The 23,648-nt window shown below is 43.9% G+C and carries 20 protein-coding genes and 1 other annotated feature; of the genes, 16 read left to right on the forward strand and 4 right to left on the reverse strand.

Annotated elements, in window-relative coordinates; translation table 11 throughout:
- Positions 1-32 precede the first annotated feature (32 nt).
- Positions 33-2,360 (forward strand): endopeptidase La, encoded by a 2,328-nt coding sequence (gene lon / locus J7I80_RS12605; protein ID WP_214738709.1) that lies wholly within the window; start codon positions 33-35, stop codon positions 2,358-2,360.
- Positions 2,357-2,941, forward strand: a complete 585-nt coding sequence (yihA, locus tag J7I80_RS12610) for a ribosome biogenesis GTP-binding protein YihA/YsxC (protein ID WP_214738710.1) — start codon at positions 2,357-2,359, stop codon at positions 2,939-2,941. The genes lon and yihA overlap by 4 nt, the downstream gene beginning before the upstream one ends.
- A gap of 56 nt (positions 2,942-2,997) precedes the next feature.
- Here yihA and J7I80_RS12615 read toward each other — a convergent pair whose 3' ends face one another.
- Complete coding sequence (locus J7I80_RS12615) at positions 2,998-3,483, reverse strand: LiaI-LiaF-like domain-containing protein (protein ID WP_214738711.1); 486 nt, start codon at positions 3,481-3,483, stop codon at positions 2,998-3,000.
- Positions 3,484-3,742: 259 nt separating this feature from the next.
- Here J7I80_RS12615 and hemA point away from each other — a divergent pair, with 259 nt between their 5' ends.
- From hemA to J7I80_RS12675, 12 genes are all read left to right on the forward strand, one after another.
- Positions 3,743-5,089, forward strand: a complete 1,347-nt coding sequence (gene hemA, locus J7I80_RS12620) for a glutamyl-tRNA reductase (protein ID WP_214738712.1) — start codon at positions 3,743-3,745, stop codon at positions 5,087-5,089.
- Positions 5,090-5,103: 14 nt separating this feature from the next.
- Positions 5,104-5,937, forward strand: a complete 834-nt coding sequence (locus J7I80_RS12625) for a cytochrome C assembly family protein (protein WP_214738713.1) — start codon at positions 5,104-5,106, stop codon at positions 5,935-5,937.
- 12 nt (positions 5,938-5,949) lie between these two features.
- A complete protein-coding gene (gene hemC, locus J7I80_RS12630) occupies positions 5,950-6,885 on the forward strand; it encodes a hydroxymethylbilane synthase (RefSeq protein ID WP_214738714.1) in 936 nt (311 codons plus the stop codon).
- Complete coding sequence (locus J7I80_RS12635) at positions 6,882-7,658, forward strand: uroporphyrinogen-III synthase (RefSeq protein WP_214738715.1); 777 nt, start codon at positions 6,882-6,884, stop codon at positions 7,656-7,658. The genes hemC and J7I80_RS12635 overlap by 4 nt, the downstream gene beginning before the upstream one ends.
- A 3-nt stretch (positions 7,659-7,661) precedes the next feature.
- Positions 7,662-8,642: a porphobilinogen synthase gene (hemB, locus tag J7I80_RS12640; protein ID WP_214738716.1), complete on the forward strand. Its 981-nt coding sequence runs from the start codon at positions 7,662-7,664 to the stop codon at positions 8,640-8,642.
- Positions 8,643-8,728: 86 nt separating this feature from the next.
- On the forward strand, positions 8,729-10,021 hold the full coding sequence (hemL, locus tag J7I80_RS12645) for a glutamate-1-semialdehyde 2,1-aminomutase (RefSeq protein ID WP_214738717.1): 1,293 nt from the start codon (positions 8,729-8,731) through the stop codon (positions 10,019-10,021).
- A 229-nt stretch (positions 10,022-10,250) separates the two neighbouring features.
- Positions 10,251-10,424 (forward strand): hypothetical protein, encoded by a 174-nt coding sequence (locus J7I80_RS12650; protein ID WP_214738718.1) that lies wholly within the window; start codon positions 10,251-10,253, stop codon positions 10,422-10,424.
- Positions 10,425-10,609: 185 nt separating this feature from the next.
- The gene (gene spoVID, locus J7I80_RS12655) at positions 10,610-11,797 is read left to right on the forward strand and encodes a stage VI sporulation protein D (protein WP_214738719.1); all 1,188 of its coding nucleotides are present in this window, start codon (positions 10,610-10,612) and stop codon (positions 11,795-11,797) included.
- A gap of 453 nt (positions 11,798-12,250) precedes the next feature.
- A complete protein-coding gene (gene ysxE / locus J7I80_RS12660; protein ID WP_214738720.1) occupies positions 12,251-13,288 on the forward strand; it encodes a spore coat protein YsxE in 1,038 nt (345 codons plus the stop codon).
- A 391-nt stretch (positions 13,289-13,679) separates the two neighbouring features.
- Positions 13,680-13,921 (forward strand) — a binding site (T-box leader).
- 55 nt (positions 13,922-13,976) lie between these two features.
- Entirely contained in the window at positions 13,977-16,616 is a 2,640-nt protein-coding gene (locus tag J7I80_RS12665) for a valine--tRNA ligase (protein ID WP_214738721.1), read from the forward strand.
- Between the two features lie 69 nt (positions 16,617-16,685).
- Positions 16,686-17,999, forward strand: a complete 1,314-nt coding sequence (locus tag J7I80_RS12670) for a bifunctional folylpolyglutamate synthase/dihydrofolate synthase (protein WP_214738722.1) — start codon at positions 16,686-16,688, stop codon at positions 17,997-17,999.
- An 84-nt stretch (positions 18,000-18,083) separates the two neighbouring features.
- Positions 18,084-19,799: a sensor domain-containing diguanylate cyclase gene (locus tag J7I80_RS12675; RefSeq protein WP_214738723.1), complete on the forward strand. Its 1,716-nt coding sequence runs from the start codon at positions 18,084-18,086 to the stop codon at positions 19,797-19,799.
- A 35-nt stretch (positions 19,800-19,834) separates the two neighbouring features.
- Here the strand turns inward: J7I80_RS12675 and J7I80_RS12680 are convergent, their stop codons facing one another.
- Genes J7I80_RS12680 through J7I80_RS12690 form a run of 3 tightly spaced genes read right to left on the reverse strand, consistent with a single transcriptional unit; the run spans position 19,835 to position 21,619 of the window.
- Positions 19,835-20,755: a hypothetical protein gene (locus J7I80_RS12680; protein WP_214738724.1), complete on the reverse strand. Its 921-nt coding sequence runs from the start codon at positions 20,753-20,755 to the stop codon at positions 19,835-19,837.
- Positions 20,756-20,766: 11 nt separating this feature from the next.
- The gene (locus J7I80_RS12685) at positions 20,767-21,198 is read right to left on the reverse strand and encodes a type II secretion system protein (protein WP_214738725.1); all 432 of its coding nucleotides are present in this window, start codon (positions 21,196-21,198) and stop codon (positions 20,767-20,769) included.
- 4 nt (positions 21,199-21,202) lie between these two features.
- A complete protein-coding gene (locus J7I80_RS12690) occupies positions 21,203-21,619 on the reverse strand; it encodes a type IV pilus modification PilV family protein (protein ID WP_214738726.1) in 417 nt (138 codons plus the stop codon).
- 142 nt (positions 21,620-21,761) lie between these two features.
- Between J7I80_RS12690 and J7I80_RS12695 the strand changes: the two genes are divergently transcribed.
- Both J7I80_RS12695 and J7I80_RS23670 read left to right on the forward strand, forming a co-directional pair.
- Positions 21,762-22,289, forward strand: a complete 528-nt coding sequence (locus J7I80_RS12695; RefSeq protein WP_214738727.1) for a hypothetical protein — start codon at positions 21,762-21,764, stop codon at positions 22,287-22,289.
- 30 nt (positions 22,290-22,319) lie between these two features.
- On the forward strand, positions 22,320-23,636 hold the full coding sequence (locus J7I80_RS23670; RefSeq protein WP_214738728.1) for a VanW family protein: 1,317 nt from the start codon (positions 22,320-22,322) through the stop codon (positions 23,634-23,636).
- The last annotated feature ends 12 nt before the right edge of the window (positions 23,637-23,648 follow it).

Genomic DNA, 23,648 nt, shown 5'->3' on the forward strand with positions numbered 1-23,648 from the left:
TTTGATACAATGCATGTTGGAGGTGCAATGTCATGGCGAATAAGAATGAGCACACTGTCCCACTCCTGCCGCTGCGCGGTTTGCTTGTGTACCCGACGATGGTTCTGCATTTGGATGTAGGACGAGAAAAATCGGTACAGGCATTGGAAAAGGCAATGGTGGATGACCATTTGATCTATCTTACAACCCAAAAGGATATATCCATAGATGAACCAGGCGAAGAGGATTTGTACCAGATGGGTACATTGACTCGCGTCAAACAAATGCTGAAGCTCCCGAACGGAACGATCCGCGTGCTGGTTGAAGGGTTGTCCAGAGCTGAAATCATTGAACTTTTTGACGAGAATGACCATTTTTCCTGCAAAGTAAGAACCTTCGAGGATGATGAGTCAAAAGATGTCGAAGATGAAGCATTGATGAGGACAATGCTTGAGTATTTCGAACAATACATAAAGATGTCCAAGAAGATTTCTGCGGAAACGTATGCATCTGTTTCTGATATTGAGGAGCCTGGAAGGATGGCGGACATCATTGCCTCCCATCTGCCTCTTAAGCTCAAAGAGAAACAGGAGATTCTTGAGACGATTGACATCAAGGAACGGATGAATCGTGTCATCGAAATCATCCACAATGAAAAAGAAGTGCTGGGTCTCGAGAAAAAGATTGGCCAGCGTGTAAAGCGTTCGATGGAACGTACCCAAAAGGAATATTATTTGCGTGAGCAGATGAAGGCCATCCAGAAGGAACTTGGTGAAAAGGAAGGAAAGACAGGAGAAATTGCTGAGCTTACCGAAAAAATCGAGCTTGCCGGAATGCCTGAGAATGTGAAGGAAACTGCTTTGAAGGAACTCGACCGTTACGAGAAAGTTCCGACGACTTCTGCTGAAAGCGCAGTAATCCGGAATTATATTGAATGGCTTATTGCATTGCCGTGGTCAAAGTCGACAGAGGATGACCTGGATATCGGCAAGGCGGAAAAGATCCTTGATAAGGATCATTATGGATTAGAAAAGGTAAAGGAAAGGGTACTTGAGTATCTAGCAGTCCAGAAGTTGACGAACTCATTAAAAGGACCAATCCTGTGTCTAGCTGGACCTCCGGGAGTCGGTAAAACAAGCCTGGCCAGGTCGATCGCTAAATCACTTAACCGCAACTTTGTAAGGGTGTCTTTAGGCGGTGTCCGTGATGAGTCAGAAATTCGCGGCCACAGAAGGACTTATGTCGGTGCGATGCCGGGCAGGGTCATCCAGGGGATGAAAAAGGCAGGAACGATTAATCCTGTGTTCCTTCTTGATGAAATCGATAAAATGTCCAATGATTTCCGCGGCGATCCTTCATCTGCAATGCTAGAGGTACTGGATCCGGAACAAAACCATAATTTCAGCGACCATTACATTGAAGAGGCATATGACCTTTCAAAAGTAATGTTCATCGCTACTGCCAATAATCTTTCAACTGTACCTGGACCGCTGCTCGACAGAATGGAGATCATCAATATTGCAGGCTATACCGAGCAGGAAAAGCTGCACATTGCCAAGGATCATCTCCTTCCAAGACAAATCAAGGACCATGGTCTGTCAAAATCACAGCTTCAGATGAAAGATGAAGCGATTACGAAGGTAATTCGTTATTATACACGTGAATCTGGTGTGCGCTCCCTTGAGAGGCAGCTCGCATCCATCTGCAGAAAAACAGCGAAAATCGTTGTTTCCGGTGAGAAAAAACGTGTGATCGTCAGTGAAAAGAACGTCGAGGACTTCCTCGGAAAGACTAAGTTCAGGTATGGACAGGCTGAGTTGGAGGATCAGATAGGCGTTGCAACTGGTCTCGCTTATACAACAGTCGGTGGAGATACCCTCCAAATTGAAGTGTCCCTGTCACCAGGAAAAGGCAAGCTGGTCCTTACTGGTAAGCTAGGGGATGTTATGAAGGAATCTGCTCAGGCAGCCTTCAGCTATGTGCGTTCAAAAGCGAAGGATCTGGACATTGATCCGGACTTCCATGAAAAGAATGATATTCATATCCATGTTCCTGAAGGTGCTGTTCCAAAAGATGGTCCTTCTGCGGGTATTACGATTGCTACTGCGCTAGTATCTGCTTTGTCAGGAAGGCCGATCCGCAGGGAAGTGGGAATGACAGGAGAAATAACGCTTAGAGGACGGGTATTGCCAATTGGCGGTCTAAAGGAAAAGTCGTTGAGCGCTCACAGAGCAGGCTTAACCAAGGTTATTTGTCCAAAGGATAACGAAAAAGATATTGATGATATTCCAGAAAGTGTACGTAAGGAGCTCGAATTTGTGTTAGTTTCTCATTTAGATGAAGTATTGAAGCACGCTCTTGCCAGCGGTGATTCTCAATGAAAGTAAATAGTGCAGAAATCGTGATCAGTGCTGTAAGGCCGAATCAATATCCGGAAGGCAATCTTCCGGAGTTCGCCCTTGCAGGCCGGTCGAATGTTGGAAAGTCTTCTTTTATCAATAAAATGCTTAATAGAAAAGCCCTGGCCAGGACTTCGTCAAAGCCGGGAAAAACACAAACGCTGAATTTTTATTTGATCAATGAAATACTTCATTTTGTTGATGTTCCAGGATACGGGTATGCCAAGGTTTCGAAGTCAGAGCGTGAAGCCTGGGGCAAGATGATTGAAACGTATATAACGTCACGAGAACAATTGAAAGCGATGCTATTGATCGTTGACTTGAGGCATCCGCCTTCAAAGGATGATGTCATGATGTATGATTTCCTTAAGCATTATGATATCCCCGTCATTATCATCGCGACCAAAGCGGATAAAATTCCAAAATCAAAGTGGCAAAAGCACTTAAAGATTACAAAAGAGACACTTGATCTCGACCCGGATGATACAATCATTCTTTTCTCATCAGAAACCGGGGAAGGGAAAGACAAAGCCTGGTCAGTATTAGGAAGTTTCATGAAATGATTTTTTCATAGAAGCACAAAGAAACCCGCACCGTATCGACTACGGTGCGGGTCTTCTTATTTCTTTTTCATAAATAACAGATAAACACCAATAAGGATCAATGCTGCCGGCCAAAATCTCCATGCTGTCGAAACTCCATTTTCCAATAAACCAAGCCATCCACTGACTTTGTCATAAAACAGCAGCAGTCCTGCTAAAATGAGAAAGAGGACGCCGTGGAACAAGCCGTTGCCTGTTTTCTGATATCGCAGCAAAAAGCCAAGGGCGATGATTAAAATGAAAGCTCCGAGGTGATCGGGCCAGAGTGTGAATTGATTGACCACATGGAAGTGAACACCGAAGCCGACGAGTATCACGCCCGGAAAGATTGATTCATAATCCCTGCCCCAATAGGCCTGAACTAAAAAGGCGGCTCCGACGATGATCAAAAGTGTCGGCCACGTATAAAATTCATTGAACAACGATGCATTTTCTTGCTGAAGATAAAAGTAGATTCCAAATCCGATTAATATAATTGCTGGTATAATTCTCTGATTTTTCATTCTTTCACCGCTTCCAGAAAGGCTCACTTGAATTAAAGGACAAACTTTGATAAGGTACATTAGGGAGTATGTTTATTTGCTTTTGATATAGTATAAAAGTATAACAAACAGACAGAAAAAATAGTCCAATTTAATCAATGCATTTATATATATGTTTTTTCAACAGTTGTTCACATTTACAACGTAAGAAGTAAAAAAACGTCATGTATAATTGCCTTAGCCAATTATGCAATTTCTATTGTGGGGGTGTCAATTAATAATGCATATTATCGTTGTTGGTCTTAACTATAAAACTGCCCCTGTCGAAATCCGCGAAAGATTGACATTTAACGAGGCGAATCTTGGGGAAGCCATGAGTGCCCTTCAGGAAAAGAAGAGCATCCTTGAGAATGTCATCGTATCAACTTGCAACCGTACAGAAATATATGCTGTCGTGGATCAGCTTCACACAGGCAGATATTATATCAAAGAGTTTCTATCTGAATGGTTCGGGATCCCTCAGGCAGAATTTACGCCGTTCCTGTTCATCTATGAACAAGACGGGGCTATTGAGCATTTATTCAAGGTTTCCTGCGGATTGAATTCCATGGTGTTGGGTGAAACCCAAATCCTTGGGCAGGTGCGTTCAAGCTTCATGCTTGGCCTTGAAAATAACACGACTGGAACGGTATTCAACCAGCTATTCAAACAGGCAGTCACTATTGCCAAGCGCGGCCATTCCGAAACAGATATCGGCGCGAATGCTGTTTCTGTAAGTTACGCGGCTGTTGAGCTTGCCAAGAAGATTTTCGGCACTCTGGACCAGAAGCATGTCCTGATTCTTGGTGCTGGGAAGATGGGTGAACTTGCGATCCAGAACCTTCATGCAAATGGTGCGAAGAAGGTAACGGTCATCAACCGTACTTACCAGAAAGCTGAGGATTTGGCGAACCGTTTCTCAGGCAAGGCAAAAACACTGGATGAACTTCAAACTGCGCTAGTGGATGCGGATATCCTGATCAGTTCAACAGGTGCGAAGAACTTTGTTGTCACGAAGGATATGATGGCAAAGGTCGAGCAAAAGCGAAAAGGAAAACCATTATTTATGGTGGATATTGCGGTGCCGCGTGATCTTGATCCGGAAATCGCTACGCTTGAAAATGTCTTCCTTTATGATATCGATGATCTAGAGGGCATCGTTGAAGCGAATCTGCAGGAACGTCATAAGGCAGCAGAGAAAATTCTGATCATGATTGAAAGTGAGATTGTCCAATTCAAACAGTGGCTTAATACGCTTGGCGTCGTTCCTGTCATCTCAGCATTGAGAGTTAAAGCCCTTTCAATCCAGCAAGAAACAATGGATAGCATCGAGCGTAAACTGCCGCATCTATCTGATCGTGATATTAAGGTTCTTAACAAGCATACAAAAAGCATCATCAATCAGCTCCTTAAAGATCCAATCCTGCAGGCGAAAGAGCTTGCGGCTGGTCCGGATGCTGATGAAGCACTTGATCTATTCGTGAAGATTTTCAATATTGAACAGCTCGTCGCTGAACAAGAAGGAATGAAAACAGCTGAAACCAAGCAGGTAAAAGTTCCTTCGCCTCAGGCTTCTTTTCAGCCGTAAGAGAGGTGGTGCCCATGGGTGATCTTTATATTACGCGTCTCCATGAAATAACCATTGTGATTTATGCGGCCAGCGTGCTCTTATACTTTATCGATTTTCTTAATAGTAACCGGAGGGCAAACCAAATTGCCTTCTGGTTACTTGCATTTGTTTGGGGTTTCCAGACGATTTTCCTGTTGTATTACATGATCGACCAAGGCCGGTTCCCAGTTCTGACCCTTTTTGAAGGGCTTTACTTTTATGCATGGGTGCTGGTAACGCTGTCGCTGGCAATCAATAAGCTTTTAAAAGTAGATTTTATTGTCTTTTTTACAAATATCCTTGGATTCATCATCATGGCGATCCATACATTCGCACCAGTTCAATATGATTCAAATGTTATGTCCGAACAGCTCGTATCGGAACTTTTGCTCATCCATATCACGATGGCGATCCTGTCATATGGAGCATTTTCGATCTCAGTGGTCTTTTCGCTGCTATATCTCATTCAATATGACCTTTTAAAGCGAAAAAAGTGGGGTAAGCTGTTATGGAGGATAACAGATTTAACAAAACTGGATTATTGGTCATACATATTGAATGTCATCGGAGTGCCGATGCTGATCCTGAGCTTGATCCTCGGGCTCCAATGGGCGTGGATCAAGGTGCCTGACCTTGCCTGGTATGATGCCAAGCTGATAGGATCATTCATCGTACTCGCTGTCTATAGCATCTACCTCTATTTAAGGGTTGGCAAAGAAATGTATGGAAAATCGCTTGCCCTTTGGAATGTCGCATCGTTCCTGATTGTATTAATCAACTTTTTCCTTTTCGGAAAATTATCATCTTTCCATTTTTGGTACCAATAATAGGAGGCTGTCATGAGAAAAATTATCGTTGGCTCCAGACGGAGTAAGCTAGCATTGACACAAACAAATTGGGTAATTGAGCAGCTGAAAAAACTAGGTGCTCCTTTTGAGTTCGAAGTAAAAGAAATCGTCACAAAAGGAGACAAAATTCTTGATGTGACTCTATCAAAGGTTGGCGGTAAAGGCCTTTTTGTAAAAGAAATCGAACAGGCTATGCTTGATAAAGAAATTGACATGGCTGTCCACAGCATGAAGGATATGCCTGCCGTACTTCCTGATGGACTTGTCATCGGATCAATTCCTGAAAGGGAAGACCACCGCGATGTCCTGATTTCCAATGGCCATGTTGCTTTTAAAGATCTGAAACCAGGTTCAGTCATCGGAACAAGCAGCCTGCGCAGAAGTGCCCAGCTGCTGGCTCAGCGGCCTGATCTTGAAATGAAGTGGATTCGCGGAAATATCGATACAAGGATCGCTAAGCTTGAAACAGAAGACTATGATGGTATTATCCTTGCTGCTGCCGGTTTGAAGCGCATGGGATGGGCCAGTGATACAGTAACTGAGTTCATCAATGAGGATATTTGTGTACCAGCTGTCGGCCAGGGCGCGCTTTCGATCGAGTGCCGCGGCGATGATGAAGAGCTTCTTCAATTGCTGGAGAAATTCACTTCTGCTGAAACAAGAGCGACAGTCAGGGCTGAAAGATCGTTCCTTCACAAGATGGAGGGTGGCTGCCAGGTGCCGATTGCCGGATATGCATATCTTAACGACAAGGAAGAAATTGTCCTTACAGCACTTGTTGGTTCTCCGGATGGAAAGACCATTTTCAAGGAACAGGTTACAGGAACAAACCCAGAGGAGCTGGGAGAGCTTGCAGCTGACAAGCTGATCAGCCAGGGAGCGAAAGACCTGATCGACCAGGTAAAACAGGAGCTTGATAGTGAATGATTCCAGCGCATTCGCTGCAAAATAAAACGGTCATGATTCCAAGGGGAAAGGCTCACGCGAAGTCTTTCTCCGAATTGGTTGCAAGCAATGGAGGGATTCCGGTGGAGATCCCTCTTATTGCCTTTCAGCCGGTTTCAGCATCTGAAAAACTACTTAAAACACTTGCGAAATTACATACCTACGATTGGATCATTTTTACGAGTAATGTGACGGTTGAAACCTTTTATTCTTTTTTGAAAAAGGGACAGGCTCTTCTGCCAAGAATAGCCGTAATCGGCGAAAAAACAAAAGAAGTCCTCGTGGACATGGGTGAAATGGTAGACTTTGTTCCAGAAGAATTTGTTGCAGAAGGCTTTGTCGATGAGTTTTTACCACATGTCAATCAGGGTGATAAAATCCTGATTCCAAAAGGGAACCTGGCCAGGGATTATATCTCTGCTGCATTGAAAGATAAGGGCGCAATTGTCGATGAAATCATCATCTATGAAACATTCATGCCTGATGAAAGCAGAGGCAAGCTCGTTAAGATGCTATCTGAAAAAAGTCTTGATATACTTACATTTACAAGCCCTTCTACGATTGACCACTTTATGAAAATCGTTGAGGAAAATCAATTAAGAGACAAATTGGAGCACTGTATCGTTGCCTGCATCGGCCCTGTATCCAAAAGGAAAGCAGAGCAGCGGGGATTGAAGGTGCATGCCATGCCGGAAAAATACACCGTTGAAGAGATGCTGAAAAGCGTTGCCAAGTTTATAAATATTGGAGGGTAATCCATGAAACATATTGAATTCAGTCGTCACCGCCGTCTTCGCCAATCAGCGAATATGCGCGCACTAGTACGTGAAAACTATCTTCGCACTGAAGACCTGATCTACCCGCTTTTTGTCGTTGAAGGAGAAAATGTGAAAAAAGAAGTTTCTTCAATGCCGGGAGTCTATCAACTATCCCTTGATAACCTGAAAGAAGAAATGACTGAAGTGGATTCTTTGGGCATTAAATCCGTGCTGCTTTTCGGCGTTCCTGACGAAAAAGATGAAGTAGGCTGTCAGGCATATCATGACCACGGAGTGCTGCAGGAAGCAATTCGAGTCATAAAAAAAGATTTTCCTGATATGGTTGTCATCGCCGATACATGCCTGTGTGAATACACTAGCCATGGCCATTGCGGCGTCATCGAGGATGGCAAGGTTCTCAATGATCCATCTCTTGAGCTGCTCGGAAAGACAGCGGTCAGCCAGGCTAAGGCTGGAGCGGACATCATCGCACCATCGAATATGATGGATGGTTTTGTTACAGCGATTCGTTTTGCTTTGGATGAAGCAGGATTCCATGATGTGCCGATCATGTCTTACGCTGTAAAATATTCTTCTGCATTTTACGGTCCATTCCGTGAAGCGGCAGAAAGCACACCGCAGTTCGGTGATCGCAAATCATACCAGATGGATCCGGCAAACCGGATCGAAGCGATGCGCGAAGCTGAATCAGATGTCATGGAAGGTGCAGACTTCCTGATCGTCAAGCCGGGCATGCCTTACCTGGATATTGTCCGTGACGTAAAAAACAATTTCAACCTGCCTGTTGTCATTTATAATGTCAGCGGTGAATATTCAATGGTCAAAGCAGCCGCTCAAAATGGCTGGGTCGACGAAAAGAGCATCGTGATGGAAATGCTGACAGGTATGAAGCGCGCAGGGTCAGACCTGATCATTACCTATCACGCGAAGGATGCAGCACGCTGGTTGAAGGAACAATAAGGATATAAGGCTTTGCTGATGTCTCTGGCAGTCATAATGGCTGGAACTGAATCGCCGGAGTCAATTAAATAGAAATGAGGGGTAATATGCGCTCATATGATAAATCGATAGAAGCTTTCAAGGAAGCGACAGAACTTTTGCCAGGAGGAGTTAACAGTCCAGTCCGCGCATTCAAGTCTGTCGATATGGATCCTATCTTCATGGAAAAAGGAAAAGGTTCTAAAATCTATGACATTGATGGCAATGAGTATATTGACTATGTATTGTCATGGGGACCACTAATCCTTGGACACACCAACGACAAGGTCGTAGAGGGAATCAAGAGAGTGGCGGAGCTTGGGACAAGCTTCGGTGCACCGACAGTTGTTGAGAATGAGCTTGCACAATTAGTCATTGACCGAGTACCATCGATCGAGATGGTAAGGATGGTATCTTCGGGAACTGAGGCAACGATGAGTGCATTGCGCCTGGCCCGCGGGTATACAGGCCGGAATAAAATCCTGAAATTTGAAGGCTGCTACCATGGACATGGAGACTCATTGCTTATTAAAGCTGGCTCAGGCGTCGCTACACTAGGCTTGCCAGACAGCCCGGGTGTTCCAGAAGGAGTTGCCAAGAACACGATTACAGTACCTTACAATGACCTAGAGAGCGTCCGTTACGCATTTGAGCAGTTTGGTGATGATATCGCTGGTGTGATTGTGGAACCAGTAGCCGGAAACATGGGTGTTGTTCCCCCAGTTGAAGGCTTCCTGGAAGGTTTGCGCGAAATCACCACTCAGTATGGCACAGTTCTTATTTTTGATGAAGTTATGACAGGCTTCCGTGTAGGCTATAACTGTGCGCAGGGCTATTATAATGTAACACCAGACCTTACATGCCTTGGAAAAGTAATCGGCGGCGGACTTCCTGTAGGTGCATACGGCGGCAAGAGAGAGATAATGGAGCAAATCGCTCCAAGCGGTCCGATTTACCAGGCGGGAACACTTTCAGGCAACCCGCTCGCGATGACAGCCGGCCTCGAAACGTTGAAGCAGCTGACACCGGAGTCCTACAAAGAATTTGAACGCAAAGCTGACATTCTTGAAAAAGGCCTAAAGGCAGCGGCTGAGCAATACGGGATTCCGCATACAATCAACCGCGCAGGCTCAATGATCGGCATCTTTTTCACAAATGAAAATGTCATTAATTATGAAGTAGCCAAACAATCGAACCTGGATTTCTTTGCAGCCTACTACCGTGAAATGGCGAACGAAGGAGTCTTCCTGCCGCCATCACAGTTCGAAGGCTTATTCCTGTCAACAGCACACACAGACGAAGACCTGCAAAAAACAATCGAAGCAGCAGAGAAAGCATTTGCAAAGCTGCAGAATAAATAAGCTAATTAGACACTCTTCAATTGAAGAGTGTCTTTTTCAATTTCAAGGAAAGTGAGGAGTTAGGAATAAAATTGGATTTTAAGGGATATATCAATTTTTTAAAAAATGGCTCTGTTAAAGCTAAAATCTGTTATTACATCCTGTTGATTGTAGTGGAAGGCGCGAAGACTCCTCCGAAAATGCTAACGCATTTCCATCGTGCGTGGGCAGTTTCGAGGAAGCTCAATCAATGTCCTGCGGGATCAGCTGGACAGGTGAGACCCCACAGACGCCAACGGCGGCGAGGAGGCTCACCGCCAGCCCCAAGGAAGAATTGCTTATGAAAAAGACGGCAGTTGGTCTTTTTCATATTCTTCCCGCGGAAAGCGAAGCGCCTGGAACGAAAATCAACAGCCTTGATTAACAGAGCAAAGAATACTTAATTTTAAGGAATTTTAATGACTTTTATAGAATATATCATTCTATGTGTCAAACACAGGACACACCACATCCTTTTTATGTTCTAAATTATCATAAAACTAAATACAGACTCATAAAGTGTTAATGACATAGTGATTTTACGTTTAAGGAATGAAAGGAGGAGTCGCTTTGTCTCAGGGGAATCAATCGTGCCTGCGATTTTCATTAGAAGAGTCTGTGTGGTTTCAAAGAGGACAGGAAGTCGCGGAGCTTGTCTCGATTTCACTCGATCCGAATATAACCATCCAGGAAAATGAACAATACGTATCCATTCGCGGATCGCTGGAGTTGACTGGGGAATATACATGTCATGAACAGCAGCAAGAGGACGAAAGTCAAATCGCAGCTCTTAAGTACGTGCATTCTGTCATGGAAAGGGAAGAAGGAGTCTATGAATTCCTTCATCGTTTCCCGGTAGATATCACAATTCCAAAAAACCGGATTGAAAGTATCTATGACATCGATATTCAGGTGGAAGGATTTGATTATGTTTTTCCGGAAAAAGACCGCCTGAAGCTGAATGCTGATCTTGCCATCACTGGCCTGTACGGCGAACAGCAGCATGAAGCCGATCAGGATGCTGACAGTGAAGAGGCGGAGGAACTGGAAGTCAGCTACCGCCAGGAGGCAACTGCAGAGGTTGATGTTGACGTTGAAACAGAAGCCGAAGCAGAGGAGGAAAACCATAGCCTGGAAGATCGAGATGAACAAGACTTCCCGGAAGCTCCTGCCTATTCTTTCGTCCAGCAAAATGAAACATTAAATGAACAGGAGGAGCAGGACTCCTACGAAGAAGAATTGTATGCGCCATTTAGGGCAGAAGCAAAGAAATCGCTAGATGCAGAAGAAGCATCTGAACCTGAATTGCAAGAGCAAAGAGAGCACCAACAAGTTCCTGAGTATGCTTTCAGTGACTTCAGAGGTGAGCCGGAGCCAGTTGCGGAGGTCGAATTAGAGCAAGAGGAAGTGGAAGTCGAAGTCGAACTGGAGGCAGAGGAGCAGCCACAAGCGGAAAATCAGCCTGCTGAAATGGAAGAGTCTCCCGAAAGCTCATCCTCTCCAATATTGAAAAAGAAGAAGCCGAATATGAAACAAGGCATTTCAATTGCTGAATTCTTAGCGCGTAAGGAAGAAGAAACTGAGGTTGCTAAAATAAGAGTGTGCATTGTCCAGCAAGGCGATTCACTTCAATCGATTTCCGAACGATATGATGTGCCAGTCCAGCAGCTTCTCCGGGTAAATCATCTGAGCATCGACCATGAGGTACATGAAGGCCAGGTACTATATGTTCCAGGAGTCGCGGTTCACAATACTTAACACTTTTCACTTTATAAGTATTAAAATTTTACACTGCGATTTGTGTCTAGCTTCAGTGCCTAGCCCCTCGAGACGTTTCGATCCTGCCAATGAAGTCAAAGAACGACTTCACTGTCAGGCCCTCTATGGCGCAGGACGTGCAGACCTGCCAGCCACACGATGTGGCGTTTTAGGCGGGCAACACTTGTCGGGGCTGACCAAGGCGCTTACGCTTTTCTTTGTAGCAACGCCTTGTCCAAAAGGAGGCTGGTTGTCAGGGCTGGCTTGGCTGCTGGCTGGGATTGCTATAGCTTTTAGTATGGGCAGGTGTCTAACACCTGCCCAGATTTATTTATTCGAGAATAAAAAGGTATATTGCTCAATTCGAGTATTGTCCAGCTCTTGCGCTTGTCGGGGCTGACCAAGGCGCTTACGCTTTTCTAAATATGATGTCCAGAAAGTAGGCGAGATTCGATGGATGATCGCAATTTTTTAAAAGAAGAATCTGCAGTGTTAAAGCAATATCCTATCGATCCGTATTTTGCAGAGGATTTTGGCAAAGTGAAAAAAGTTTACACGAAATCGGGGACATTCGCTTTGAAAAAAATCCACCCGTATGAGGGGACAGATTTTATCAAACATATCCAGCACCTTTATCAAAAAGGCTATAACAGGATTGTGCCAGTTTATCCGGCAAATGATGGACGATATGCTGTGCTGCATAAACAGTCCCTGTATTATTTAATGCCGTGGATTCCGAATGAGACAAGAGAGGACCAGTCTCAAAGACACCAGCAGCTGTTCAGGGAATTGGCGAGGATGCATACATTGTCAGTCAAGGAACTGGAAATCAGTGCGGAAGTGAAGCAGGAGCATTATGAAAAGACGTTAAAAGAATGGGAAAAGGAAGAAGAATTCATTAATGGATTCCTTGAAAGCTGTGAGAACAGAATATATATGTCCCCGTTTGAACTGACATTCTGCCTGTATTATATTCAGATTCGCCAGGCAATCCAGTTCGCCAAGCATAAGCTGGAGACATGGAATGAAAAAACGAAGGAGCAAAAGAAAACGAGGACGGTCACGCTTCACGGTAAGGTCTCTCCTGAACATTTCCTGTTTGATGAAAGAGGATACGGGTATTTCATCAATTTTGAGCAGGCGAGGCAAGGGTCGCCAATCCAGGATTTACTCCCATTCCTGGCAAGGTCGCTGAAGACCCAGCCAAAGTATGGGGATGAAGTCATCGACTGGATTTATCTATATCTGAAATACTTTCCTTTCCGAGAGGATGAAATGCAGCTATTCATGAGTTATCTTGCCTTTCCGTCAGGCATTATCCGGGTTGCGGAGATGTACCATCAGCGCAAGACAGAAGTGGATGAAAGGAAGTTTGTCCAAAAACTGCAGCGACAATACTGGCTCTTGAGCAATACCGGTTATGTAGTGACCAAAATCGACGAAATGGAAAAACAAAAGGAGCAGGCAAAACAAGAAGGAGCCCAGAGCTAAATGATGCTCTCAGGCTCCTTAAATAATTTCGAATTTAATTGCAAGAGCAATTATGATGAATATCGATAACAGGAAGACATCAAATGTCGTCGGAAAAAACAGGGTTCGGATTCCCTGGAAAACACAAAAAGGAATAATGAGCTGAGCGCATACTGCTCGTGCCGTCCTCGCCCACCTCGGGAGTGTATAAGGATTATATCGTCGTCTCTTCATCGCTATCCCTCCAAACATCAGGTATCCCTTTTTTTATTCTATGAGTGACAGACCCAAAAAGTGCTTATTGTTCGCACATCAAGGTGCAAAAAGTATAAAATAATAAAAAATAGGAAATGATGATTGACGTCAATCCACTTTTTTGGGTAGTATATCTATTATACAAAACACATAATAAAGCAAAGCTTTGACAGGGAAGAGTACATGAGCAGCCAGCTTAAAGAGAGGGAGTCCATTAGCTGCGAGGACTTCTAAGCGGAACCATGGAAGGTCGCCCTTGAGCATCGCCTGGGAACGGAATATTCTCACTAACAGGCGACGGTGAAGAACCGTTATCCATATTTGAGCCAGCAACCAAACTGTTTTTACCGTTGCTGGGAAAAAAGGTGGTACCGCGAACAAACTCCATTCGTCCTTTTATGGCGAATGGAGTTTTTTATTTTTCAAGGAAATGCATTGAATGGAGGAAAAACTGATGGAAGAGAATTTATCTATGCCGACTAAATACGATCCGTCTTCAATTGAGCAGGGACGTTATGAATGGTGGATCAATGGTAAGTTTTTTGAAGCGAAGGATGACGAAACGAAAAAGCCTTATACAATCGTGATTCCGCCGCCAAACGTAACTGGAAAGCTGCACCTAGGCCATGCGTGGGACACAGCGCTTCAGGATATCCTGACACGAATGAAGCGGATGCAGGGCTATGACGTACTATGGCTGCCGGGAATGGACCATGCGGGCATCGCGACACAGGCGAAGGTTGACGAGAAGCTGCGCAGCCAGGGCATCAATCGATACGAACTGGGCCGTGAAAAATTCCTTGAGGAAGCATGGAAGTGGAAAGAGGAATACGCACAGCATATCCGTACACAATGGTCAAAGCTCGGATTGGGGCTAGATTACAGCCGCGAGCGCTTCACATTGGATGAAGGTCTATCTAAGGCAGTAAAAGAAGTTTTCGTTTCTTTATACCGTAAAGGCCTGATCTACCGCGGCGAATACATCATTAACTGGGACCCTGCAGCGAAAACGGCCTTATCTGATATTGAGGTTATCCATAAAGATATCCAGGGTGCTTTCTACCACATGAGATATCCTCTGGCAGATGGCAGCGGCCACATCGAAATCGCAACAACAAGACCGGAAACAATGCTTGGCGATACTGCGGTTGCCGTTCATCCGGAAGATGACCGCTACAAGCATTTGATCGGCAAAAGTGTTATTCTGCCAATCGTCGGCCGTGAAATTCCGATTGTAGGCGACGACTATGTTGATATGGAGTTCGGTTCAGGTGCTGTTAAAATCACTCCTGCACATGACCCTAACGACTTTGAAATTGGCAACCGTCATAACCTTGAAAGAGTCCTTGTCATGAACGAAGATGGCTCGATGAACGCAAAAGCCGGCAAGTATCAGGGTATGGACCGTTTCGAATGCCGCAAGCAAATCGTCAAGGATCTTCAGGATGCTGGCGTACTGTTTAAAATTGAAGAGCACATGCACTCAGTAGGACACTCTGAGCGCAGCGGAGCAGTAGTTGAGCCATATCTGTCAACTCAATGGTTCGTTAAAATGCAGCCGCTTGCTGACGAAGCAATCGCCCTTCAGAGTAAAGAAGAGAAGGTTAACTTCGTACCTGAGCGCTTCGAAAACACCTATATGCGATGGATGGAAAATATCCGTGACTGGTGTATTTCTCGTCAGCTTTGGTGGGGCCACCGGATTCCTGCCTGGTACCATAAAGAAACAGGCGAGGTATACGTTGACCACGAGCCGCCAGCAGACCCTGAAAATTGGGAACAGGATAATGACGTTCTTGATACATGGTTCAGTTCAGCACTTTGGCCATTCTCAACAATGGGCTGGCCGAATGAAGATGCAGCTGACTTCAAGCGTTACTATCCAACAGACGCCCTTGTAACTGGATATGATATTATCGCTTTCTGGGTATCACGGATGATTTTCCAGGGACTTGAGTTCACAGGCCAAAGACCATTCAAAGATGTTCTGATCCACGGACTCGTTCGTGCAGAAGATGGCCGTAAGATGAGTAAGTCACTAGGGAATGGTGTTGATCCGATGGATGTCATCGACCAGTACGGCGCTGATTCACTCCGCTACTTCCTGACAACAGGGGGCTCACCGGGGCAGGACCTTCGCTACAGCACAGAAAAGGTTGAAGCGACCTGGAACTTCGCAAATAAAATCTGGAACGCATCACGTTTTGCCTTGATGAACATGAACGGCCTAAAGTATGAAGAAATTGATTTGAGCGGCGAGAAATCTGTTGCGGATAAGTGGATTTTGACAAGGCTGAATGAAACAATCGAAACTGTTACAAGACTTTCAGACCGTTATGAGTTTGGTGAGGTTGGCCGAGCGCTATACAACTTCATCTGGGATGATTTCTGTGATTGGTATATTGAAATGGCAAAACTTCCGCTATACGGCGAAGATGAAGCGGCCAAAAAGACGACAAGATCGATTCTTGCATACGTTCTTGATAACACAATGCGCCTGCTTCACCCATTCATGCCATTCATTACGGAAGAAATCTGGCAGAACCTTCCGCACGAAGGGGAATCCATCACAGTTGCAAGCTGGCCGCAGGTTGACCCGACTCTGACTGATAAGGAAGCAGCAGATGATATGAAGCTGCTGGTTGAAGTCATCCGTGCAGTAAGGAACATCCGCTCTGAGGTAAATACTCCGCTCAGCAAGAAGGTTGATATGTTCCTGAAGGCGAAGGATGAAAAGACATTAAGCATGCTTGAGAATAACCGCGGCTATATCGTCCGTTTCTGTAATCCAGAGAACCTGGAAATCGGGCTTGAAGTCAATGCTCCTGAAAAAGCGATGACAGCAGTTGCTACTGGACTTGAAATCATCATGCCGCTTGAAGGCCTGATCAACATCGACGAGGAAATCGCCCGTCTTCAGAAGGAAAAAGAGAAGCTCGATAAAGAAGTAGAACGTGTACAGAAGAAGCTTGCCAACGAAGGCTTCGTTAAAAAAGCTCCTGAGAAAGTCATTGAAGAGGAACGCGCAAAGGAAAAAGACTATCTGGAAAAACGTGCAGCAGTCGAAGCGCGCATTAATGAACTGAGAAGCTAATTATTATAGATAAAAATTTGAAGGCGAACCAGAGGTGGTTCGTCTTCATCTTGAATTGAGGTGTGTTTTATGTTTAATACATATGAACAGGCAATTGATTGGATCCATGCAAGGCTGCGTCTAGGAATAAAGCCAGGACTTTCAAGGATGGAATGGATGCTTGAAAGGCTGGATCATCCTGAAAGAAGGATCAAAACCATCCATGTCGGCGGCACGAATGGGAAAGGTTCGACAGTCACATTCCTGCGATCCATCCTGCAGACAGCAGGATACAGGGTCGGTACGTTTACTTCGCCATATTTTGAACAATTCAATGAACGGATCAGCATCAATGGCCAGCCGATCAGTGACCAAGAATTGGTAGAATTGACGAATGCGATTAAGCCGCTTGCTGACGAACTGGATCATACGGAGTTGGGCGGACCGACTGAATTCGAAGTGATTACTGCGATGTCGCTCTATTATTTTGCAAAGATGTCACCTGTAGATGTTGTCATTTATGAGGTAGGACTTGGCGGCCGCTTCGATTCGACCAATGTCATTCACCCGCTGCTATCGATCATCACTAGTATCGGTCTCGATCACACGGCAATCCTGGGGGATACATATGAACAAATAGCTTTTGAAAAAGCAGGAATCATCAAAAACGGTGTAAGCGTCATTACTGGAGTCAAGCAGCCTGAAGCACTGGATGTCATCAGAACAAAAGCACTTGAAGGAAAGTCCCCCATGTACCATCTTGGAGATGAATTCACAGCAGGCTCAAGAGAGTCCTTAGAGCGAGGAGAAGAATTTTCGTTTTCAAGCATGTTCGGCCAGCTTCAGAACCTAAAAACTTCAATGATCGGTTCCTATCAGGTAGACAATGCCGCCTGTGCTGTAATGGCCAGCCAGGTCCTTGCAAACTACTATTCATTTATGATCGAGGAAGAGCACATCAGGGAAGGGCTGCTTCAAGCCTACTGGCCCGGTCGGCTTGAAGTATTAAGTGAAAATCCTTTAGTCCTGATTGATGGTGCTCATAATGAAGAAGGAATAAATGCATTGGCAGGTGAAATAAGTTCGCGATTTGCCGATAAAAGGATTAGTATCCTATTTGCAGCTCTGAAGGATAAGAAGTTAGACAAGATGATTGCAACTCTTGAAGAAGCTGCCGACCAGCTGACTTTCACAACATTCGACTTCCCTCGGGCAGCTTCTGCGGAAGAACTATTGGAAGTTGGAAGCAATAAGGTAAATAACAATCTCGCAGTCGATTATCAAGACTTTCTCTCTGTGAAAATAAATGAATTAAAAGTAGATGAAATTCTAATTGTCACGGGCTCTCTTTACTTTTTATCAGAAGCAAAGCCTTTTATTGTAAACGTGTTGAAAAATAAATAAGAAAATTATGACATTCGACAAAAAGTTTGCTAAACTATAAAAAAAGTGTGACTTTTTACCTAGTAAGGAGGTGGATAGATAAAGATGACTCCAATGATCAAAAAATCAATATGGTTCAGCTGGCTCCTGATCGTTCCGGTTGGACTCTGGCTGACCTATCAAGTCTATCCGCCTCCCAATAATATTTCTCTATTGGAAGTATTCACCTTTCTGGTCTTAATGTCTGTTGTGGCTTCCATGCCTATGGTCGTCAATAATACGCCGATTTTCCTCATCCAGTGGGTTTCGCTCGCTGTATTCCTGTCATACGGGATTTTCGTAGAAATGGTTTTAATGCAAATTTCGGTCCTAATCCTTTTAATGAGGCTCAGGGTACAAAAATCTGATATCTACAGGTTTCCTCTGAATTCATTAATGTTCTTCATCGTTTCATTAGTGAGCGGATTGTTATTTTACGCACTGGGCGGAGCGCATGGCGCGCATTTGGCTGACGATCCATATACTTATATTTTGGGAACGGTATATGGCATCAGCAATTATAGTGTGAATACTTTATTCCTGATATTGCTGCAAGCAGTCGTCCTAAAACTGAAGGGACCTTACTTCGGTAAAGATTTCATTTGGGAAACCGTTACGACATTGATTACATTCCCTATAGGCTTCATACTATATGAACTATACCATAGTGGGATGGGGCTCTATTCCTTACTGTTTGTCGGGATTCCTTTCGCGAGTCTGTCTATCATACTCAGTCTCTATTACTCAAGCGGAAAGGTGAACCATTTTTTACAAAGTGCCGCAGAGATTGGCCATCAGCTGGCTGAGAGACTGAAGCCCAATGATGTTCTTGATCTATTTGTTCAAAAAGTGATTGAGATGCTTCCGGTTGACTATGCCTACATTTTGGATGTGGTGGATGACAGGGAACTGAAACTGATCCATAAGGTGGAATTTGGGGAAGTAATGGATCCTGTAGCCGAGCCGCTTGGAAAAGGTAAAGGAATTAGCGGTCTTGTATGGGCTGAGAAAAAGCCTGTACTTTTCCATTCGAAAAAACAATGGAAACATATAAATTCAGGCTATATTCCAGCAGGTGCCGAAAGTATCCTCGGTGTGCCGATCGTCAGGAACAACCAGGTGATCGGTGTCCTTGTCCTGGCCGCAAACAAAAAGAGGGCATTCGAAAAATCACAGCTGATGATCATCGATATCCTGTGTTCCCACTTTGCAATTGCCGTGGAGAATGCAAGGCACCATGAAAAGACGAAGGAATACAGCGAACGCTGCGCATTGACCGGGCTATATAATTATCGTTACTTTGAAAACATGCTGAGCTTAGAATTCGGAAAATTACAAAAAGGCGAAAGACACCTTTTGTCCCTGATCCTGCTCGATATCGACCACTTCAAATCCGTCAACGATACATATGGTCACCAAAGCGGAAATGAAATTTTAATCGAGCTTGCTGAACGGCTCAGGGAAAGAATCGGCCATATTGGCACAGTTGCCAGATACGGCGGGGAAGAGTTTGTGATCCTGCTGCCTGACATGATGAAAGGCGATGCCCTTAAACTGGCAGAACAAATCAGGCTGTTGATCGCCGAAAATCCCTTCACACTGCTGCAATCAATGGATGAAGAAGGAAAGCAGCTCCTGGTCCATATCACCGCGTCAATCGGTGTGGCAGCTGCCCCGCAGGACGCCGATGACTCACTCGCATTGATCAGGCATGCTGACAGGGCTTTGTATGTGGGTGCGAAAAGATCCGGACGGAATCGGGTTGCGGAATATGTGAAATAAACAAGGCTGACCCAGTTTGGGTCAGCCTTGTTGTTTTAATATTTAACTTCTATACCATTGTCAGGGTCAATGGACCATTCATTGTCTAGTATTGGCTTAGGGCAGCTATCGGTATCGCCACCATCGAATGAAGGGTATTCAACAATATTTTGATTCACTATTCTGTACGGTGTACCTAAAATACAGATTTTTGCCTTATTTGCTTTTAAATCTTTTACCTCTCCGGTGAATATGGCATCACCATACACGATGATGGTATCTCCCCCTTTTAGCGTAACACTTGAATGAAAGAAGGCATCTCCTCTGATGATTAAGGAAGAAGTACCTCTTAGAGTGACTGTTTTTTTGAAAAAAGTGGAGCCAGGGAAAGTCTCAGTATGTTTTTTTCCGCCATGGAAGTCAAAATCTTCCCATACAACATAATCATATTCATCCTCATTTGTGGCTAAATCACCATCGAGAGAATCTTTGTTTTTGAAAATCGTAAGTGTACCTTGGAGTTCCTTTTCCTCATTATCTGTTAATCCTTTGCTGTCGAAAGTTAATGAAATCTTCCCATTATGTGTAGTGATGACTGGATTCGAGATTTCATACGAATTGGCTCCATCAACAGCCAGTGGCAAGTAGGCATTCTTTCCAACTTCATCCGACAATACCTTAATGAACACATCGTCATAATCAGGAACATTAAGATTTGGATTCTCACTCAATAAATCGAGAGCTTTTTGTACTGCCTGATCCGCTTCAGCATTTGCGTTTTTTACAATCCTGGTCAGCAGCGCCTCATAATGTGCTACACCCATTTCGGCAAGGTCAGTGGCTCGATTGATTTCGTCAGTCTTGTTGAACTGCTTTCTGGCAGAAAGGGCCATTCCACTCAAGGATAGGGCGAAGGTGAAGGTGATGGTGATAATCAGCAAAACCAGGACTAGCGCATAGCCTTTTTCATTTTTCATCACATTCCCTCCTAATATCTTTTAATCATTGTTTCTATTTCATAGGTTTGTCCGGTGTTGTCTTTGAGAATTAACTGGATCGATAAAGGACTGTTTGAATAGATTACTTTTTCACCAGTAAAAGCCTCAGGGTTTGAAGAACCCGCCATGATTTGCAGTGAATATCTGTCATCGCCCAGGATTTGCTCGCTGGCATTCACCCCAATTTTTGCAGTTTGCTCCGCTGCATTGTAGTCGATCATATACTCATCGTACTTCAAATGATATTGCTTGATAGTAGAGATAATCAGGTTTGCTGCCTGATCCATATTATTTTTTTCCGAAATCTGATTATAGTTTTTATTGAATCCGAAGAAAACTCCATAAATAAGAGCAGAGGCGACAAAAAGGATCGAAATCGCAGCAAGCAGTTCATATAATGTGAATCCACGTTGATCTTTCAAGATATCACCTTCTTATATATGTAAAAGTCCTTGAAGTACTGTCTGGGTTGTTTCGATCTTGCACAGATACTTCCACGCGAACTAACCCTTCTTCACCATTATTGAAACTGACGGAAATGTTATGTGTGCCATCAAATGTACGATCCAATAGTCCCGCCAAGTTATCCTCATTGAGGGTGCATGGAAGACTCGGACATTCAGTGCTAGTGCTCAGTTTATCCCTGGTCAGCTTCACTTCTATTAAATTCACTATTTGCTGGACTGTCTGGGTTGTACTGATTTTGTCTTCATTTTTTTTCACAAACATTGCTGATTGTGTAAAAAAGCCAGCAAAAGATGTAAGAACTATTACAAGCAGTACAATTGACAGCAAAACTTCCAGCAAGGTGATTCCGCTTTGGTCATCCAACTTTTTGCCCAAGTCATTGCTCCTCCGTCTATTAAATCTATTGGTTTTATTATACAATATAAGAGAGTGAAATTTGTCAAAATATAAGATGATAGACTGATATATTGCGGAATTTTGTAAAAAGCAACAAATACCAACAGCGTGGAGTGAGACAATGGTAATCCTGATCCTTTTAATCCTATCCTCAGTTTTGAGTTTTATTCTCATTCACCTCATTCCATTTGGCTTAGAAAACAGACAGAAAAAGTTAATTTCTATCGCCGCGCCTGTTATTGGCTCTCTTGGAATCGCTTTTAGTTTAATCGCCACTCCATGGCAATCTATGCTGGTCATAACATTATTGGCTGCTTCGGTTGGTTATGGAATGATTACAAGATTGACTGAAATACCTGACATTGAAGAAGGCAGACCAAGGGCGATGGATTCGGGTGATCTATCGAAATCAGAAGTTGATAATCATCTGCAAGAAACGGGTGACCATGCCGAAAACTTTGACTTGAATGAAATACCAGTCTCAAATACTCTCAACTCAAAAGAAATACATATAGCTGAGGATATCTCGTTTTTGGAAGTCAGAAATAATACGAAATTTGAATTGAATGACTTAGAGGTAATTCCTGTCCTGAATTTTGAAGGTCCCAAAGACGAAGAAATAATTGCCTACGATAGCAAGACTTCTTAAATACAATCTTTTTACCAGAGGGGAATATATGTGAATACGCGCCAAATAGTAAAAGTCTCTTTGATCATCATTGTTTTTTCACTATTTACCTACAGTTTCACTTATTTTGGTGCTTCTGCTATAAGCTCCCCAAAAAGTGTGGAACCGTTATACTCTGAACATACTTTCATTGGGCCAATCGATGTATCAAACAAAACAAAAGATGAAGCAAGGGTTTTATTGGAAGAAAAGTGGACCGAATGGGCTCCTAATGCAAAGGTTGCACTGATGTATAAAGAGCATTCATATCCTATTACAGCAGAAAATCTAACTCTTTTAACAGATCTGTCAGTCAGCTCTGCGAGTAGTGGACAAAAGAACGGACTTTTCATTCAACTGGAATCCATAAATGGAATATTGCCTGACGCAATCATTAAACAATTGAACCAGGAAATGCTGAAAAATGATTTAACCGAAGCTATCCAAAGCTTCAATGAGCATATTGTCATTGATTTGGCCGGGTATCTCCCAAAAGAGGAACCAATTGAAGTTGCTTCGGCTTCTTACCTCCTGAAGGATAAAAATGAGGAAGTTTTTGCATTTATTGACTCTTTCCCGGCTATTGAGCTGGAAGCAGAGTCACAGTTCTCGCTTGCCGCTTTTGTGGCGGAAAGTGGAATGCCAGAGCTGTCGGATCATACTTACAGCCAAATAGCGACTGCCATTTATCAGGCCGTCATGGCCACGAACTTTCTTATATCAGAAAGGCATATAAGCAGGCAGCTTCCAGAGGGTATTGATCCGGGTTTTGAAGCAAAAGTTCAATTTGAGAAAAAAATGGATTTTAGTATTTATAACCCCAACGCCTCGACTTATACAATCGAATTCGACTGGAAAAGCCCTAACCTGGAAGTGTCGGTTAAGGGAGCGTCATTCTTATACACTTACAGTATTCACACTTTGGACAAGCAGGAATTCCAACCGAGGATGATCAAGCAGTTTTCGCCACTTTTAAGTACTGGCCAAAAGTCTGTAAAAGTGGAGGGAAGTCCTGGTCTGGTCGTAAAGGTCGTTCGCGAAACCCATTCTAAAAAGGGTGAACTGATGAAAACAGAGGTATTGTCTGAAGATTTTTATCCTCCAGTCCACCGAATAGAAGTTCATCCTTTAGGAACAGCTGCCAATGAAACTGGATCTGGAACTGCTGATGGGGAAGATTCAATCGTTTTGCCTAGTGAGGGTACTTCGGCCGTGCAGCCAGACCAATCGGCAGGAGAACCGCAACCTGTTGAAGATGAAAAGGACGATAAAGAAGCTTTCACCGAAAACGATGGACTATTCGGAAATCCGAATGAAGAACCAAAGTAAGCCAAAACACAG

It is taken from the genome of Bacillus sp. ISL-41, assembly GCF_018613235.1.
Taxonomy (GTDB): Bacteria; Bacillota; Bacilli; order Bacillales; family Cytobacillaceae; genus Mesobacillus.

What these genes read in the sequence shown, in the direction of transcription:
- lon (WP_214738709.1), top strand. Translation starts at nt 33, where the DNA reads ATGGCGAATAAGAATGAGCACACTGTCCCACTCCTGCCGCTGCGCGGT.
- yihA (WP_214738710.1), top strand. Translation starts at nt 2,357, where the DNA reads ATGAAAGTAAATAGTGCAGAAATCGTGATCAGTGCTGTAAGGCCGAAT.
- J7I80_RS12615 (WP_214738711.1), bottom strand. Translation starts at nt 3,483, where the DNA reads ATGAAAAATCAGAGAATTATACCAGCAATTATATTAATCGGATTTGGA.
- hemA (WP_214738712.1), top strand. Translation starts at nt 3,743, where the DNA reads ATGCATATTATCGTTGTTGGTCTTAACTATAAAACTGCCCCTGTCGAA.
- J7I80_RS12625 (WP_214738713.1), top strand. Translation starts at nt 5,104, where the DNA reads ATGGGTGATCTTTATATTACGCGTCTCCATGAAATAACCATTGTGATT.
- hemC (WP_214738714.1), top strand. Translation starts at nt 5,950, where the DNA reads ATGAGAAAAATTATCGTTGGCTCCAGACGGAGTAAGCTAGCATTGACA.
- J7I80_RS12635 (WP_214738715.1), top strand. Translation starts at nt 6,882, where the DNA reads ATGATTCCAGCGCATTCGCTGCAAAATAAAACGGTCATGATTCCAAGG.
- hemB (WP_214738716.1), top strand. Translation starts at nt 7,662, where the DNA reads ATGAAACATATTGAATTCAGTCGTCACCGCCGTCTTCGCCAATCAGCG.
- hemL (WP_214738717.1), top strand. Translation starts at nt 8,729, where the DNA reads ATGCGCTCATATGATAAATCGATAGAAGCTTTCAAGGAAGCGACAGAA.
- J7I80_RS12650 (WP_214738718.1), top strand. Translation starts at nt 10,251, where the DNA reads ATGTCCTGCGGGATCAGCTGGACAGGTGAGACCCCACAGACGCCAACG.
- ysxE (WP_214738720.1), top strand. Translation starts at nt 12,251, where the DNA reads ATGGATGATCGCAATTTTTTAAAAGAAGAATCTGCAGTGTTAAAGCAA.
- J7I80_RS12665 (WP_214738721.1), top strand. Translation starts at nt 13,977, where the DNA reads ATGGAAGAGAATTTATCTATGCCGACTAAATACGATCCGTCTTCAATT.
- J7I80_RS12670 (WP_214738722.1), top strand. Translation starts at nt 16,686, where the DNA reads ATGTTTAATACATATGAACAGGCAATTGATTGGATCCATGCAAGGCTG.
- J7I80_RS12675 (WP_214738723.1), top strand. Translation starts at nt 18,084, where the DNA reads ATGACTCCAATGATCAAAAAATCAATATGGTTCAGCTGGCTCCTGATC.
- J7I80_RS12680 (WP_214738724.1), bottom strand. Translation starts at nt 20,755, where the DNA reads ATGAAAAATGAAAAAGGCTATGCGCTAGTCCTGGTTTTGCTGATTATC.
- J7I80_RS12695 (WP_214738727.1), top strand. Translation starts at nt 21,762, where the DNA reads ATGGTAATCCTGATCCTTTTAATCCTATCCTCAGTTTTGAGTTTTATT.